Consider the following 16,129-nt stretch of genomic DNA (forward strand, 5'->3'; position numbering starts at 1 on the left):
CCCTTTAAGCCGCGAATGGCCTCCCCCCGCTCGCCCGCCACACACCCGACAGCTTGCGACACCCTAAATCTTATTGATATTGATTCTCACTTACTTTAGGATTGCCACCACAATGACGGGAACGGCCCCCGCCCTATCCAGCCGGCCTTTCCGCAGTCCGTATAAGCATGACCTGACGACGCATCAAGGAACCGAAAATGCGCTACCTGAAAAGCACGCTCGCCCTGGCCATCGCCGCCGCCAGCCCCGCCATCGTTGCCGCCGAAACCGGCACCCGCATTGACGAGGAAGTGGTGGTGACCGCCAGCCGTACCGAAAAGCCCCTGAGCTCCATCCCCAATACCGTCACCCTGATCGACGAGGCCGAGCTGGCCCGGGAGCTGGCCGCCACCAATGACCTGTCCACCGTGCTGGGCAACCTGGTGCCGAGCTTCTCCCCCAGCCGCCAGAAGATGACCAGCTCCGGCGAGAGCCTGCGCGGGCGCAAGCCGCTGTACCTGATCGACGGCGTGCCCCAGTCCAACCCGCTGCGTAACGGCGGCCGCGACGGCCACACCATCGACCCGCTGATGCTTGAGCGCGTGGAAGTAATTCACGGCGCCAACGCCATCCACGGCATGGGCGCCTCCGGTGGCATCATCAACCTGGTGACCCGGACCCCCAGCGACGAATTCCAGCAGAGCCTGCGCGTGGAGTCCGCTCTGCAGCCGGAAGACCTGGGCGAGACCGCGGGCTACGGCGGCAGCTACAGCCTGTCGGGCAAGGTGGATGCCGTGGACGTGCTGGCCAGCCTCACCTACCGCGACACCGGTATCAGCTACGACGCCAACGGCGATATCGTCGGCTTCGACAATACCCAGGGCGATACCATGGACAGCCAGTCCATCAATGCCTTTATCAAGACCGGCTACAGCTGGGACGACCAGCGCCTGCAGCTGACCGCCAACCACTACAAGATCGAGGGCAACAACAACTGGGTGAGCGTGGATGGCGATATCAGCGCCGGCATCCCCACCACCGCGGTCGAGGGCCAGGTCCCGGGCGACGCGCCCTCCAATGACGTCACCACCGTCAACCTCCAGTACAGCAACGAGGACATCTTCGGGCACAGGCTGCGAGCGCAGGTGTTTTCCCAGGACTTTGCCGGCACCTACGGCGGCGGCACTTTCGGCACCTTCCAGGACCCGGCCTATGGCGCGGAGATTTTCGACCAGTCCCAGAACAACTCCGAGAAGCGCGGCCTCAAGCTGACCCTGCTGAAAGACCGCGTGGCGGGCGCGCCGGTGAGCCTCGCCTACGGCGTGGACATGTTTGAAGACGAGACCTGGCAGCAGCTGGTGCAGACCGGCCGCGCCTGGGTACCGCCGACCCAGTACCGTAACATCGCCCCCTACGTACAGGGTGAATTCACCGGCATCGAGCAGCTGACCATCACCGCCGGCGTGCGCCACGAGCGCTCCAAATTGATGGTCGACGACTTCACCACCCTGTTCTCCTACGGCAGCCAGCAGGTGGAGGGCGGCTCGCCGGAATTCAGCGAGACCCTGGGCAATATCGGCGCTACCTACGACATCAATGACACCTTGCGCGCCTATGCCAATTATTCCGAGGGCTTCTCCATGCCGGACGTGGGCCGGGTGCTGCGCGGCATCAACCAGCCGGGCCAGAGCGTCGAGAGCTTCCTTGACCTGCAGCCGATCCTCACCCAGAACCGCGAGCTGGGCGTGGACTTCAGTGGCGAGCGCTTCGCCGCCCAGCTGGCCTACTACACCTCGGACTCCGATATCGGCCAGCGCCTGGCCCTGGGCGCGGACGGCGTATACAGCGTCAAGCGCGAGAAGACCGAGATCGACGGCGTGGAAGCCCGCGGCCAGTGGTTCGTGAGCGACAGCGATACCCTGGACCTGCGCTACGCCTACACCGAGGGGCGCTACGATTCGGACCAGGACGGCAGTGTCGATACCGACCTGGACGGCCGCAATATCGCACCCAACCGCATCAACCTGAGCTGGGCCCGCAACTGGAGCGATAACCTCTCTACCCGCCTGCAGGCCAACTGGCTGATGGACCGGGATTTCGAGAACGCCGATGGCGACGTCACCACCGAGTTTGACGGCTACGCCACCATCGATGCCAGTGCGCAGCTGCAGGCGCTGTCCGGCGAGTTCGCACTGGGGATCCAGAACCTGACCAACGAAGACTACTTTACCTACTACTCCCAGACCGCGGGCAACGATATCCGCAACTTCAAGGGCATGGGGCGCAGCGTAAACCTGTCTTACTCCCGGGTATTCTGATCCAACTCCCGTAAGCCCGCCGCGCCGGCCAGGACCGGTGCGGCGGGACAACCGAGTTCACCATGCGCAAAGTCCTGTTCACCCTGCACAAGTACGCCGGCCTGGTCCTGGGCCTGCTGCTGTCCCTGATCGGCCTCACCGGCAGCCTGCTGGTGTTCGACCACGCGCTGGATGAACGGCTGGCGCCGCACACCGTTTCATTCGGACCTAGTGACACACCGGCCAGCTACGCGCAGGTGCTCGCGGCCGCCCGCACCGCCGTACCCGGCAACCCCGCGCCCACGCGCCTGATGACCCCGCGCCAGCCGGGCAGCCCGTACGTGGTGCGCTTCCCGGGTCCGGAGGGCGCGCCCGGGCCCATCGAGGTGAGTGTGTCCCCCACCGATGCCGAGGTACTGGCCGTGCGTGGCTGGGGCACCCCGGCTTACACCATGACCTGGCTCTACCGCCTGCACTACACCCTGCTGTCAGGGAACACGGGCAAGACCGTGGTGGGGTTGATGGGGCTGCTGCTGATGGTGTTCTGCATTACCGGCGCTGTGCTCTGGTGGCCGAAGAAGAGCCGCAGCGGCGGCCGGCGCTGGGGCAAGGCATTCCGCATCTCGCGCAGTGGCAACCGCTTCCGCTTCTACTTCGACGTGCACCGGGTATTCGGCATCTACTTCCTGCCCCTGCTGCTGGTGACCAGCTTCTCCGGCGTCACCCTGGTGTTCCCGCAGCAGGTACGGGCGGTGATAAGCGCCGTCTTCCCCACCGAGCCGCTGGCCGCCCTGCCCGGCTCGCATACCGACAGCGGCCAGCCGATTTCACCGGATCGCGCCGCCCGCATCGCGCAGGCGAAATTCCCCAGCGGCGAACTGAAGCGCATATACCTGCCGCGCGACGGAGCCGACAGCTACGGCATTTCCTTCCGCGCTGCCGGCGAGGTATGGCAGAACTATGGCGCCAGCTTCGCGCGGGTGGACCAGTACAGTGGCGAGGTATTGATGGTGGAGGACGTCACCGCGATACCGACCGGCAACAAGATACTGCGCTGGCAGTTCCCGCTGCACAACGGCGACGCCCTGGGCCTTGTGGGCCGCTGGCTGGTATTGCTGACCGGCCTGGTGCCCGGCCTGCTGTTCGCCACCGGGGCCTACCTGTGGTGGAAGAAACGTCGACTGCGGCGGGCGGGCCAGCGATCGGTGGCGAGGCGTGGCTGGAAAGGGGGCCCGGGCGAGCCCCACTCTGTTTCCGGTTGATCCGCAGCAAACTGCAGACTTCGAGCCTGAAGGGCTGAGCCTGAACAGGCTAGCCCCCCTTCCCTCCCGGACCCGCGAAATACCAGATGATCAGGCCGATCAGCGGCAAAATCAGCACCAGCAGGATCCAGAGGACCTTTTTCAGGCCGTCTGCCGAGCTTTGCAGTATCTTGATGATTGCGTAAATGTCCGCAATCAGAATGAGAAACCCGAAAATCGCTTCCATAATAGCGCTCCCTGTGTCGTCAGTAGTCACCCGGATGGAGACAGGCACAGAGTATAGCCACTGGACAGTGGGCCGCAGGAAAGGCGCCACAGGCGCATGAACGGCCAGGCGCAGAGCGGATATACTCAAGGGCAGCAAGGGGAAGTGCTCCCCACCGGGAGTAAACCCGACGCCACAAACTGGCTCCAGCTCGCAGGCCCCGGAATGCAGACATTCCGGGCGCTAGAATGGAGTGAAAACAAAAGCCTGCTTACACTGGCTGTCCGCTGCACAGCGATTCCGGTACTCTGGCAGTTTTCAGCGCCAGCCATTTCTTGCCGGCCATTTCTTGAGGGATGCATGACCAGAAATCTCGTCGATGCAGAAGTATCACCCGTCGGGCAGTTCGCCATTCTGTCCAAGTACGAAATCAACAAGCTCACAGGCGAGAGCCGCGGCCCGCTGTACCAGGTTTTCCGCAACTGTTCCCTGGCCGTGCTCAGCAGTGGCGGCTATATGGATGACGGCAAGGAGCTGCTGGAAAAGTATGCCGATTTCGATATCTCCGTTATCCCCACAGAGCGCAATGTCAAAATCAGGGTGAAGAATGCCCCCGCCATCGCTTTTGTCGACGGGAAAATGATTCGCGGGATCAGCGAACACCTGTTCTCAGTGCTCCGCGACATCATTTACGTCAACAGCGAAATCACCGGCGACCCGCGTTACGACCTGGTTTCCGCCCAGGGTACTACCGATGCGGTCTTCCATATCCTGCGCAATGCCGGCACCTTTAACCGGTCCCGCGCCCCGAGGCTGGTGGTCTGCTGGGGCGGGCACTCCATTTCGTCGGCGGAATACGATTACACCAAGGATGTGGGCTACGAGCTGGCGTTGCGATACCTGGATATCTGCACCGGCTGCGGCCCGGGCGCGATGAAAGGCCCGATGAAAGGCGCCACCATCGGGCATGCCAAGCAGCGCGACCGGCACGGGCAGTACCTCGGCATTACCGAGCCCGGCATCATCGCGGCAGAGGCACCAAACCCGATCGTCAACCAGCTGGTCATCATGCCGGACATCGAGAAACGCCTGGAGGCGTTCGTCCGTACCGGCCACGGCATTGTGGTTTTCCCCGGCGGCGCGGGTACTGCCGAGGAGATCCTCTACCTGATGGGCATACTCCTGCACGAGGACAACCTGGAACAACCCTTCCCGGTCATCTTCACCGGCCCGGCCAGTGCGGCGGACTACTTCATCCGTATCGACCAGTTCATTGTCTCCACCCTCGGTGAGAAGGCCCGGTCCCGATACCAGATCATTATCGACGACCCGCCGGAAGTCGCCCGGCAGATGGCGGCAGGCATCCAGGAGGTGCAGGAATACCGCAAGGAATCCGGGGATGCCTTTTACTTCAACTGGAAGCTGAAGGTCTCCACCGAGTTCCAGCGGCCGTTTATCCCCACCCACCAGAACATGCACGACTTGGAACTGCATACCAACCAGGAGCCGTACCGCTTGGCCGCCAACCTGCGCCGCGCCTTCTCCGGAATCGTTTCCGGGAATGTAAAGAACGAGGGCATCCGCAACGTGGAGAAAAATGGCCCCTACCAGTTGCGCGGCGACCCGAGCCTTATGCGCAGCATGGATACCCTGCTGGCATCCTTCGCCAAACAGCAGCGGATGAAACTGCCGGGCAAGGAGTACATTCCCTGCTATGAGATCAGTGCGGAATAAAGCGGACTTGCGGCCCAGTGGTGAAAATAAAGTCGGGGCGCACAATCGCGTCGGCTAGCCCTTCCCTATCCGGCGCTCCAGGGAAGCATAATTCATACGGCGCGTATTCCTGACAGGACTATCCTGTTGGCTTGGAGTCACATCTATCGCGCCTGTCGTGGCCCTGCCCTGAACCAGGCGCCGCACGCCACTAGGTTATGAGCTACGCCAACCTGACCATTCTCGCGCTATTCATCTTTGCCTACAGCATCGTGAGTCGCCGGACAGCCCATACCCCCTTCCAGGGGGCGCTGGTTTTTACCCTGTCGGGATTTGCCCTCGGCGGTGACGGGCTGGGCATTCTCGATCTGTCCGTCGATTCCGAGGGTCTGCGGATCCTGGCGGCATCTGCGTTAGCCCTGGTGCTCTTTACCGATGCCGCCGAAGCGGACCTGTCGGTGCTCCGTTCGGCAATCGCCATTCCCCGGCGCCTGCTACTGGCGGTAATGCCGCTGAAGATCCTGATGGGCTACCTGTGCGGCCTGTTGCTGTTCCCTGACATAGACCACTACGAGCTCGCAATCCTCGCGACGATGCTGGCGCCAACCGATGCCGCGCTGGGCAAGGCCGTAGTCACCAACCCGACGGTGCCGGCCCATATTCGCGAATCGCTCAATTTCGAGAGCGGCCTCAACGACGGCCTGGCCGTGCCCATCCTGTTTATCTTTATTGCCCTGGCGACGGGTGCCGCGTCACCGGACTCAACCCCCGAGCTGGCGCTGGAATTGATGTTGCGGGAGCTGGGGATAGGCCTGCTGGTGGGGCTGGGTATGACCGGTGTTATGGCGCAGATCCTGCGCTGGGCGTCGGCTCACCGCTGGATAACGGTAAGCTGGCAGCAGCTACCTGTGGTCACCATGTCCCTGAGCTGCTTCGGCGCCGCGCAGTGGTTCCACGGAAGCGGCTTTATCGCGGCTTTCACCGGGGGCGTGCTGTTTGGCTGGATGGCGTGGACTTCCAAAGGCGAGCTGTTGAAAGCGGCCGAGGGGACTGCCGATACCCTCACCCTTATCACCTGGGTCGTGTTTGGCGGCATTGCCCTGGGCCCAGTCCTTGGCGAGATTACCTGGCAGATCGCACTGTACTCTGTGCTGAGCCTAACCGTGGTGCGCCTTGTACCAGTGTTTATCTGCCTTTCCGGCACGGGGCTGAGCTGGCAGGAGAAGCTGTTCGTGGGCTGGTTTGGCCCCCGCGGCCTGGCAAGTATCGTCTTCGGAGTGGTGGTGCTGAACCTGGCGCTGCCCGGTGGCGATACTGTCGTGGTGACTGCGGCCAGTACCGTACTGCTGAGCGTTGTTGCCCATGGGGTCACCGCCAACTACATGGTGCGCTGGCTGAACGGGCAAATGAGGCGTGCTTCCTAGATTGAAAGAACCCGGAGCCTGCAGAAACCCACGCTCCTCCGGCACCAGGCCAACCTGAAAAGGAGATCCCACGTGTTATTGGCCATTCTATTGACCGTGATTGGACTGCTGCTGGTCAGTGTTACGCACTACCTGGGCCTGGGTCTTTTAAGCCGCTACTATATAAAATGCGGATCTGACATGAACCTTATCCAGTCTGTGAATGCCCTCGTGGTGATTTTCATCCTGCATGTAGTTGAGGCTTTATACTTCACCGCCATTTACTGGGTAGCGCACCAGTGGCTGGAATTAGGGGAGTTTACCAGCGGGTTCAGGGACATCTTTCGGGACTATTTCTACTTCTCGCTGGTCAGCATGACCACCCTTGGCCTGAGCGAGTTTAACCCCGTGGGGCACCTGAAAGTGATTACCGCGCTGCAATCGCTATTGGGCTTCATGATGCTGACCTGGTCTGCCACCTTCTACTTCAAGGCACTGTCGAAGAATAACTAAGATACGGGATGCGCAGAACTGGTAGAGCCTATACGGCGCTCTTGCGCCTGAAAAAGCCTCGCTGGTGCTGACGACCACTCCTCTGCCCCGCCCTCCCAACTACATCCCTCAAACCGCGCGCAGTCTCACACAGGGGAAGGCTGTTAAGCCCGACATCATCAGTTGATAGGTGTACGTTTAGCTACCAGCTAATGTCCCTCCGAATGCTTCTTACCCCATGACCCGACAAACACACCGCCAACTAGAAAGCCGGCAGCGCCGGACCATTACACGCTATTACAGTGACTTAAGTCACGCCGCAAACATGGATAGAATCACATTTGATAACAAAGGAGCTAACCATGAAAAAGATCTTTGCCCCCTTGATCCTCGTCTCGCTGCTCACGAGCGCGCATACCATGGCCAAGGTCAATGACGACCTGGGCTTCAATACGGTGATCTCGCTGAGTAGCGGCGTGGTACGCGGTGAGGAGTCGGAGGAAGACGAAAACCTCACTAGCGTGGCGATCGGTGCGGACTTTCACAAGTTCCCGGTCGAAATGGAGCTTCGCTATACCCGCGCCTCATCCAGCGCAAGCGCCGACCTGGGCGGCGACACCCTGAATCTCAATGGCGACCTGGATAACTGGAGCATCGGCGGCAAGCTGGACCTGAGCTGGAACTGCCGCGCTTCGTGCCTGTACCTGATGGGAGCATACAATTACGGCGAGAATACCCTGACTGCCGAGCTGAACGGCGAGGAAGTAGCCGATGCGGTCATCACCGGCAACTACTTCAGCTGGGGTGGTGGCTTCCGCTATGACTTTACCGCCCAGCTGCGCGCGACCGTTGAATACGTGATCTTTGAGACCGGTGAGCAGGACAATGTGGATTTCGGGACCAGCAAGGCATGGATGGGTGGCCTCGCGTACAAGTTTTAACAGCGACCACACCGCTGAACTAATAGGGCGGCAGGCTATTGGCCTGCCGCCCTATTCATATTTAGAGGCCCGAGAGCGGACAAGTTGCTAACAACTCCTGGCCTTAATAAGCAGCAGTGTTTGCCTGCCCTGGCTTGCTATCCTGATTGGCAGAGACCTTCAAGAAAGCGATTGAACTCCAGGAGCAGACTCCTGCTTCGGCTACAACCGGGTATTCTTTCCCCGTCAGTCAGGGCACCTTGCCCGCTTTCCCGACATAATGGTTAGCCACGCTGTAGCTCCCTTAACCGCGCTATACCGCAGCTGGACAAGAGAAGGGATGGCTTGAACCTCTCTATATCCTGCTATCTCAACACCTCCTCCCCGGGCAGGATCGCTGTCATAAACCGATAACTCGGTAATGCCTGATAGCGCGCATCCTCCTTAAGCATTCTCATAAATTCACGGTGCCCACTCTTGGTTCGCCCCACCAGGCAGCCAGCGCTTGAGGACCCAATGTTATCTATCGGATTGTCATAGCCACAGTGCTGGTTAATCCCAAAAAGGCCCTGGTCTAGCTGGTCGCCTAGCCGCTTATAGTCCTTGTTCCGGTCTCGATAGACCGCAACCGGCCGCACCTGAACCAGAGCCTCGTGTCCCGTTGGCGAACTTTTACGATGGAAACCTACCACCCAGGATTTATATTGCCCAAAGGCAATTCGCGCAGCGCCTGTGACATTTGGAAGAGGCCTTTCGGTATATCTCCTGCCGGGCTCTGTCGTTCCCTCCCAACTCGCGACTTGCAGTGCGCCCCTGCTGTCGATGCTGAAAGCCATGCGCAGGTCATTAAATACGTTGGGCCGGTCGTCGTTCAGCGTACCGTCGGGATTCGCACCCTCGAGGTAAACGATATTAGTGCAGCCCGGGTGTCGGCAAATCCAGTACCCCTTATCATTCATGTAAGCTATAACCCGGTCAAACCAGGTGTTTCCCGCCTTGATATCCGGCAGTGGGTTGGCGGGGCTGACAAGGGTTCGAGCTATATCGCGGGAAAATCCGTCATCAAGCGACAAGTTGTTTTGTTTACAGAACTCTTCCAGCGCCCACCTGGATATACTGCCCAAGAGCCCGTCAACTGGTGGATCGAGGTAACCCTGCTCACCCAGAATCGCCTGTATCTCTTTGACCAAATCTATGCGGCCACCCAGTTCATCCAGGGGAATGGCGGCACCACTATAGTTGGACAGGGATGTACCGTTGGCCACAACGATAGAATTCTCCCCGGCGACATTTTTCCTGCGGAACCTGTCCGGCTGGATCTTTTTATCCAGATAGTCATTCAGCCATAAGCGATACGCACGAGTGGGGTCATGACCGGCAGCCTTGAGATATTTCTTTCTCTGCCTACCGCCAATTTGCCTTCGAAGCTTGTCAAACGAGTGTGTATCGGTTCCCTTGAGGAACCGGATTGCGCCGGAGGGGCCTTCATGATGCGCCAGGTACATGAAACGGGCCTTATCGTCATCACTGGCTTCGGCCGGTATCACTCCCGCCCTCACCAGGGTCTTCAGGTTTTCAAGGCCGTACTCTGCCGCTGTCACTATCGAGAGCTCCGGATCAAAGCGCAAATCCAGCAACTTCCTTTGCTTATCTCTCCCTGAGGCCACTGCATTCAGGTTTGTTATCAAGCCCCTGGCTTTACCCACCTGGTTCAGTAAAGTCGACGATTTCCGCGCGAGATCCAACCAGGTACCCGACAGAAACTGCGTCAACCCGGAAGCACTGGTCCGGGGGTTGCGGGCTTCGGCGTTCCAGATGCCTGAGCTCTTCTTCCCGGCTTCGGCATCGACCAGGGCCGCCAGGGAAGCCGCGTCGATTCCGGTGATCTCCTGCGCCTTCAATAGGTGCCTGCGGTACACTTCGTTGACGCCGAGAACGAGCTGGCTTCCCTCCCCGGCTTCGACAATGGGCTCGCCGTCATCACTCATTTCATTGAGGTTGATCCAGCCCCTGTGCTCCCCGGCAGCATCTTCCACCGTGGCCTTTCTCCAGTTCTCCACCGGCTCATTCAGCCATTCCACGCTGCCGGTTATTACGTCGAACTTGTCAGAAAAAGGCTCGGGATACAGCTTGACCGTTTGACCCGGGATCTCCTCTATCGCAGCTGCCAGAATCCAGCCTGACTGGACGTCGCCGTTGGCACGATTGACTTCGACCCTCATCCATTCGCCCAGAGGCTTGAGTCCGGTCAGTTCCTCGCCCGGTTCGATAGTACCAACTGACTTTGAACCGGCGTCGGGATCTGGCTGCAGCTCTGTAGGCTCACGAACAGTATATTTTTCCATCAGCGGAGTTCCTTCCGTTCCGGATCATCTAAGGTTCCATAAGTGAACTCAGCTTAGAAGCAGTTGCTGTGCAATAAAATGGATCCGGCGACTATTCCACCGGGCAAATTAACCAACAGCCGCTCAGCGGGTATCCGTCGCCAGAAATTACACAGGATTAATCCACCATGAAGAATAATCCGCATCATCCTTATCACCCGATAATCTACGTCCGCGGTTTCGCGGCCACCCAATCCGAAATCGAAGCGGCGGTCGCCGATCCCTACATGGGATTCAATATCGGCTCTACCAAGACGCGCCTGGCCTGGACTGGCCAGGTCAAGCGCTTTCACTTCGAATCACCGCTGGTACGCCTGATGGGTGAACATGGGTACAGGGATGTGTTTGTCGACGGGAATGACCTGGTGGCAGGCGACTTTGCCGACCAGCCAATCCCTTATCAGTCCATCATTGTTTACCGTTACTACGATGAGGCCTCCAACGATTTTGGCAGCGGGGAAACCCCGCCTATTGAGCATTTCGCCCGGGGCCTGAACAAGCTGATTCTGCGATTACAGGACAAAGTCTGCGCAAACAAAAGAAATAATGTTTCACCCGAAGATTTCCGGGTCCATCTTGTGGCGCACTCCATGGGAGGCCTGGTCTGCCGCGCCTTCCTGCAGAATAAGGGACTCGGAACAGAGAAAGCCCGCGCTGCAGTCGACAAGCTCTTCACCTACGCGACACCCCACAACGGTATCGATATGCGGATTGTCCGCAACGTGCCTGGCTGGTTGTCATTTGGCGACGCAAACAACTTCAACCGCGAGCGGATGGCAAATTACCTTGACCTACCCAAAGGCGATGATGTCTCGATCGTCAAGCACTTCCCCCCTGAGAGAGTTTTCAACCTGATCGGTACCAACTCCCGGGACTACTCCGTTCTCAGGGGCGCCTCCTCCTGGGCCGCGGGTGACGCGAGTGACGGCCTGGTGCGTATTGAGAATGCCACCACGCACGGCCCTGGGGCGGATGGCAGGGACGTTACTTCACCACGCGCGTTCGTGCACAGAAGCCATTCGGGCCACTATGGCATTGTGAACTCTGAAGAGGGTTACCAGAACCTGACCCGTTTCTTGTTCGGCAAACTCCGCATTGACGGCATTCTCGATATCGACAACATCACCTTCCCGGCAGAACTGGACAAGTATCATGAGGAAAACAGGGCAGTGCGGGCCTCGTACCAGATTGAGTCCGCGGTGAGCGTAAGGAAATACCCATGGCAGATTACCCGCCGGGAGATTCGGGAAAACTCTGCAATCTTCCGGACTTACGACCAGCTGTTCCCGGGCCAGCCCGGCACAAAGCGACCGCCCGACCGAAGCATGAGCCCGCACCTGTTTTCAGTCTTTCTCGATCCTGAAAAAAGCTGTAAAGCATCCAAGTCTGTCAGTCTGTTATGCGACCTCAAACTGCTTACACCCGATTACGAGGTGGATGGTGTTCTTTTCTTGAAACGTCACTATGAAGGTGGCGTTATCTACCAGAGGCAAATCCTGGTGGAGGCGATCCCCGATACCAACGCCGCCGGTGGCTGGCGCATTAAGTACGGCGACCAGGAAAACAATCCGGGCAAGGCTACCCTGGTCGCCGAGTCGCGGCCCCTGGGAGACGGAGACCCTGCTTCCGGGCTGGTTTTCAGCATCCCGATCCAGCAGAAATCCAGACCGGGCCTCCACGGCGCCCTGAGGGTCGAGGTCCGGCCATGGAGCTGATTAACGGTACAGGCGAGACCTGAGACCACCTTCAATCAGTGGTTGTCCGTTTTATCTCCCGCCGCTACCTGCGTGAAGACAAGCGTGGAGCCCTCGACTGCAAACTGCCACCAATCCTCGAGCGCCTGCAGATAGCCCCCAGGCGCTGGCTCTACCTCAGCCGGCACTTCGGGAGCCGCTTCAAAAGCCTGGTGGGCAGCGCCTGTGAGAACCTTGGCAAGCACTGGTCTCATGGCTTCCGCGATTGCGAACTCTTCCTTTCGCCGCCGCCTACCCCGCCCTGCCCCTCTAACAAAGCGCCGCCCGTAATGCCTATGCAGCCTTCCCGTGCCTGAGAAGACCGCTCTGGTACGTAAACCCACCCTATCAGCATCTTAGCCCTGATAGACCGCTTTCCCGAATTCACCCTCACTTAGAGGAAGACTCTTCAGCCCGATACCTCCAGTTGGTGTGTGTCCTCTTTATCTCCGTGCCGGGGATTGGGGAAAAGCGCAGCCGCTGAGTAAACTTACCGCAGTTTGCAACAGAGGGTGTGTCGCTATGCGCTATGCCATCGCAGTTCTGTTCAGCTTGGCCGTCGGGCTGGCGTGGGCGGATGATCGGGTGAGGTCCCTGCCCAGCGGCGCCTCACAAATACTTATAGGCGGCCAGACGTATTACTATTGGGTAGGTTCTTTCTACCGGCCGGCCGCAGGGGGCTTTATCCGCGTGGAATCCCCGGTGGGCGCGCGGGTGCCGAATGTTCCCGGCAGCAGCGGTACCTTCACCATGGGTGGTGAGCGCTACTATGTTACTTCCAATGGCACCTTCTTCGTATACGAACCTGACGGTGACGACTTCACGGTCGTAACCCCGCCTTATGGCTGGCGCGACTACTACAGCGCACCGCAGAGAATTACCTCACTTGCGCCGCCGACTGCGGTTCCGGCTCCTGCTCCGGTAGCGCCGCCGGCTCCGGAAATACGCCAAGCCTATCCGCCCCCCCCGCCGGCGTATCGCGGCGGCGGTTACTACGGGACCTACCGCAGTGATTACGGGGGCTATTATGGGCGCTACCGTTTCCGTGACGATATCGGTCTCGGAAGCTACCGCGAGCTCCAGTCGAAATGCCGTCGCATCGCCTCGGATCAATCGCGTCGCGCCAAAGTTGGTCCCTACCGCCGCGAGCCGGGCACCTACCGAGAGGAGTACGCACGTTGCCTGCGCTATTACTAGCAACCTCTGACCAGTGCGGCTCAATGAGCTGGCTTGCACGGTACTTTGCCAAGTAGTTCTTCACCAGGGACGGGATCTAGCCCACAGATCCGATGCCCGCGGGCATCCCCTTCCGGCTGCAGGGCTTTATAGAGATGATGGACGGGAGCGGCCGCTGCCTGCGTAAAGACAAGCGCGGGGCCATCGACAGCGAACTGCCACCCATCGAGCGCCTACAGATTCATCCCAGGCACTGGCTGTACCTCAACTGGCACCTCGAGAGTCGATTCAAAAGCCTGGTGGGTAGCCCCACGCTGTACGCGGCGCGTGTGAGCAACTCGGCAAGCGCAGGGCCCATGGCGTTCGCGATTGCGAGCGCCTCCTTTCCCCGTTAGCTACCTAACCCTTCCCTTTTAAAAAAGCTCCAGCCTTAATGCCTATGCAGGCCGCCTGTGCCCGAAAAGACTATGCTGGCGCGTAATGCCGCATTCTAAATATCTTGGCCGAGTTAGCTCCCCCGCCCTGATGTCACCCTCACGTTGAAGAAGGCTATACGGCCCGATACCTTCAGTTAGTGGGTGTCCTTTTATTGTTTTTTTATTGCTTTCTGTTTGCGAGTTAAGTAGCGCTGGTACACTGCTGCGACAGATGAAAATAATGTCTACGCAATACAGGGGAAAACCCTTAACTTAAAAATACAAGGAGCTGTAGTGAAATTTCTTCGAATAATGCACCTGGCGCTATTGCCCATAGCCTGCCTTTCCTCGCCGGTTTCTGCGCAAGTTACCACGGAGTTACGATACTCGGCGGAGTACTACGTTGGTGCTTACGCCGGCCCCGTCGCCATCGCGGATCTCAATAACGATGGCATCAACGATATTGTTGCCAATACCGATGCCGGATCTTCCAATGAAGAGGTCAGGGCGAAGTTGTTGGTATTTCTTCTGGATGCTGACGGGGAGCTGCTGGCCACAGAGAAATATTCCCTAAGCCTTGTCGGTGTGGCTGGGGCTAATCCCGTATCACTAACCACCGGCGACTTCAATGGTGATGGCTTGCAGGATGTCGCGGTTGGATTTGATCGCCGCTACATAGAGATCTGGCACCAAGGCACGGATGGAAAACTTTCTTCAGCAGACATCATTTATACCGAAAAGTCAACGAGGATTATCGCCGGGGACTTGAATGGTGATGGGCTGGACGATATCGCGGGTGTGGGGTATGTGCGCGATGATGTGGGGGTGTTTTTCCAGCAGGATGGTGCGATTCGGCATGAGGTTGCCTTGCAGGTGGCGCCGGTGGATGCGCGCAATGACATCCGGATCGGTGACGTTACCGGAGACGGTCTTCCAGACATTGTGGTCCTCGCAGGTGCCGAAGCTCCGGGTCCGGTTGCCGTTATAGCGGCTGATGGCCAGGGTGGCTTCCTGCCGGCAGCCTTTTATGGAGAGTCCACCCATGAGCGCGGCAGGGGTCTGACGATTGCCGACCTCAACAGCGATGGCCGCAACGATGTGGCAATGACCTATGGCGGCAACTACCCCGATGCTTATGTGGCATTGTTTCATCAGGGCCTAGATGGTTCCCTCTCCAAAGCAGGCGCCCTGCCAAGCCTCGACCTACCGGGACCGATCATCACCGCAGACCTGAACGAGGACCTGAAGGACGACCTGGTGCTGCTACATAATGGCTGGCAGCATCTGGGACATTTCCAGCAGGCGGAGGACGGCAACTTCTGGGCCGAAGCGCTGTATAGCGATCCCATCTATGCGTCCCTTTACCACACTCAGGGGCTGGTATCGGGTGATGTGAACAGCGACGGTTTCGTGGATGTGCTGTACACGGACTATTACAACGTGATCGTGCTGCTTGGGGGCGGTGTCGGCGGAATGCCACCGGTGGCAAACGCCGGCAGTGATCGTCTGGGGGTGTTCGGCGGGCATACCGTGGTGCTCGATGGCAGCGGTTCATACGATCCGGATGGCGCCAACCTGTCGTACCAGTGGACGCAGGTGAGCGGGACGCGGGTCAACCTGAGTAGTGACAGCATTGCCAGTCCGGAGATCATTACCCCCGTTATCGATGCCGGGGCTGAGGAAAGCCTGGTGTTTGAATTACGGGTGGTGGATGACAATGGCATGACCGATGAGGACAGCGTGACGGTTCTGGTGTGGGGCAATCACCCACCGGTCGCCGAGGCCGGCGACCCACAGACCGTTAGCCAGGGCGAGAGGGTGTACTTAAGCGGCAACGCGTCAGAGGACCAGGACGGCTATATCAAGACTGGTTACTGGGAGCAGCTGTCCGGCCCCGGCGTCAGCCTGATTGCCAACGATAGAAGTACGACTTCATTCACTGCGCCAAAACTGAAGGGCGCAAAACAGGCCGATCTGGTGTTTGAATACACCGTGACGGATGATCAGGGTGCCACCGGTAGTGATCAGGTGGTGATTACCGTCGTCAAGTGAGGTGTTGCCCGGCTGGACGGGTTCAACTACCAGCCGGGCAATATACTCTTGGCTATCAAATCATGGGGTAAACGGCTTGCATAAATGCGGAGCCTGG

12 protein-coding genes are annotated in these 16,129 nt (G+C 59.2%); 10 read left to right on the forward strand and 2 right to left on the reverse strand.

Going from position 1 to position 16,129, the window contains the following annotated elements:
* The first annotated feature begins 197 nt into the window (after window positions 1-197).
* Together BLT26_RS00245 and BLT26_RS00250 are read left to right on the forward strand one after the other, a co-directional pair.
* Window positions 198-2,297, forward strand: coding sequence for a TonB-dependent receptor (locus BLT26_RS00245; protein ID WP_091506292.1), 2,100 nt, complete (start codon window positions 198-200; stop codon window positions 2,295-2,297).
* Between the two features lie 62 nt (window positions 2,298-2,359).
* A complete protein-coding gene (locus tag BLT26_RS00250; RefSeq protein WP_091506295.1) occupies window positions 2,360-3,538 on the forward strand; it encodes a PepSY-associated TM helix domain-containing protein in 1,179 nt (392 codons plus the stop codon).
* Window positions 3,539-3,587: 49 nt separating this feature from the next.
* Here the strand turns inward: BLT26_RS00250 and BLT26_RS00255 are convergent, their stop codons facing one another.
* A complete protein-coding gene (locus BLT26_RS00255) occupies window positions 3,588-3,764 on the reverse strand; it encodes a PLDc N-terminal domain-containing protein (protein WP_091506299.1) in 177 nt (58 codons plus the stop codon).
* Window positions 3,765-4,103: 339 nt separating this feature from the next.
* Here BLT26_RS00255 and ppnN point away from each other — a divergent pair, with 339 nt between their 5' ends.
* The 4 genes from ppnN (at window position 4,104) to BLT26_RS00275 (ending at window position 8,292) form a co-directional block, all read left to right on the forward strand.
* On the forward strand, window positions 4,104-5,477 hold the full coding sequence (gene ppnN, locus BLT26_RS00260; RefSeq protein ID WP_091506303.1) for a nucleotide 5'-monophosphate nucleosidase PpnN: 1,374 nt from the start codon (window positions 4,104-4,106) through the stop codon (window positions 5,475-5,477).
* 197 nt (window positions 5,478-5,674) lie between these two features.
* Window positions 5,675-6,880: a cation:proton antiporter gene (locus tag BLT26_RS00265; RefSeq protein WP_091506306.1), complete on the forward strand. Its 1,206-nt coding sequence runs from the start codon at window positions 5,675-5,677 to the stop codon at window positions 6,878-6,880.
* A gap of 180 nt (window positions 6,881-7,060) precedes the next feature.
* Window positions 7,061-7,372: an ion channel gene (locus BLT26_RS00270; RefSeq protein ID WP_139169340.1), complete on the forward strand. Its 312-nt coding sequence runs from the start codon at window positions 7,061-7,063 to the stop codon at window positions 7,370-7,372.
* Between the two features lie 341 nt (window positions 7,373-7,713).
* Window positions 7,714-8,292, forward strand: a complete 579-nt coding sequence (locus BLT26_RS00275; protein ID WP_091506312.1) for an outer membrane protein — start codon at window positions 7,714-7,716, stop codon at window positions 8,290-8,292.
* Between the two features lie 344 nt (window positions 8,293-8,636).
* On the opposite strand, the gene BLT26_RS00280 is transcribed toward BLT26_RS00275, so the two are convergent.
* Window positions 8,637-10,616 (reverse strand): peptidoglycan-binding domain-containing protein, encoded by a 1,980-nt coding sequence (locus BLT26_RS00280; protein WP_091506316.1) that lies wholly within the window; start codon window positions 10,614-10,616, stop codon window positions 8,637-8,639.
* Window positions 10,617-10,783: 167 nt separating this feature from the next.
* On the opposite strand from BLT26_RS00280, the gene BLT26_RS00285 reads away from it, so the two are divergent.
* The 4 genes from BLT26_RS00285 (at window position 10,784) to BLT26_RS00305 (ending at window position 16,032) form a co-directional block, all read left to right on the forward strand.
* Window positions 10,784-12,370: a PGAP1-like alpha/beta domain-containing protein gene (locus BLT26_RS00285; RefSeq protein WP_091506320.1), complete on the forward strand. Its 1,587-nt coding sequence runs from the start codon at window positions 10,784-10,786 to the stop codon at window positions 12,368-12,370.
* A gap of 540 nt (window positions 12,371-12,910) precedes the next feature.
* Window positions 12,911-13,585 (forward strand): DUF6515 family protein, encoded by a 675-nt coding sequence (locus BLT26_RS00295; protein WP_091506328.1) that lies wholly within the window; start codon window positions 12,911-12,913, stop codon window positions 13,583-13,585.
* 92 nt (window positions 13,586-13,677) lie between these two features.
* Complete coding sequence (locus BLT26_RS00300) at window positions 13,678-13,959, forward strand: hypothetical protein (protein ID WP_091506330.1); 282 nt, start codon at window positions 13,678-13,680, stop codon at window positions 13,957-13,959.
* Window positions 13,960-14,274: 315 nt separating this feature from the next.
* Window positions 14,275-16,032 (forward strand): FG-GAP repeat domain-containing protein, encoded by a 1,758-nt coding sequence (locus tag BLT26_RS00305; protein WP_139169341.1) that lies wholly within the window; start codon window positions 14,275-14,277, stop codon window positions 16,030-16,032.
* Window positions 16,033-16,129 lie beyond the last annotated feature (97 nt).

Source organism: Microbulbifer yueqingensis, assembly GCF_900100355.1.
Classification (GTDB): Bacteria; Pseudomonadota; Gammaproteobacteria; order Pseudomonadales; family Cellvibrionaceae; genus Microbulbifer; species Microbulbifer yueqingensis.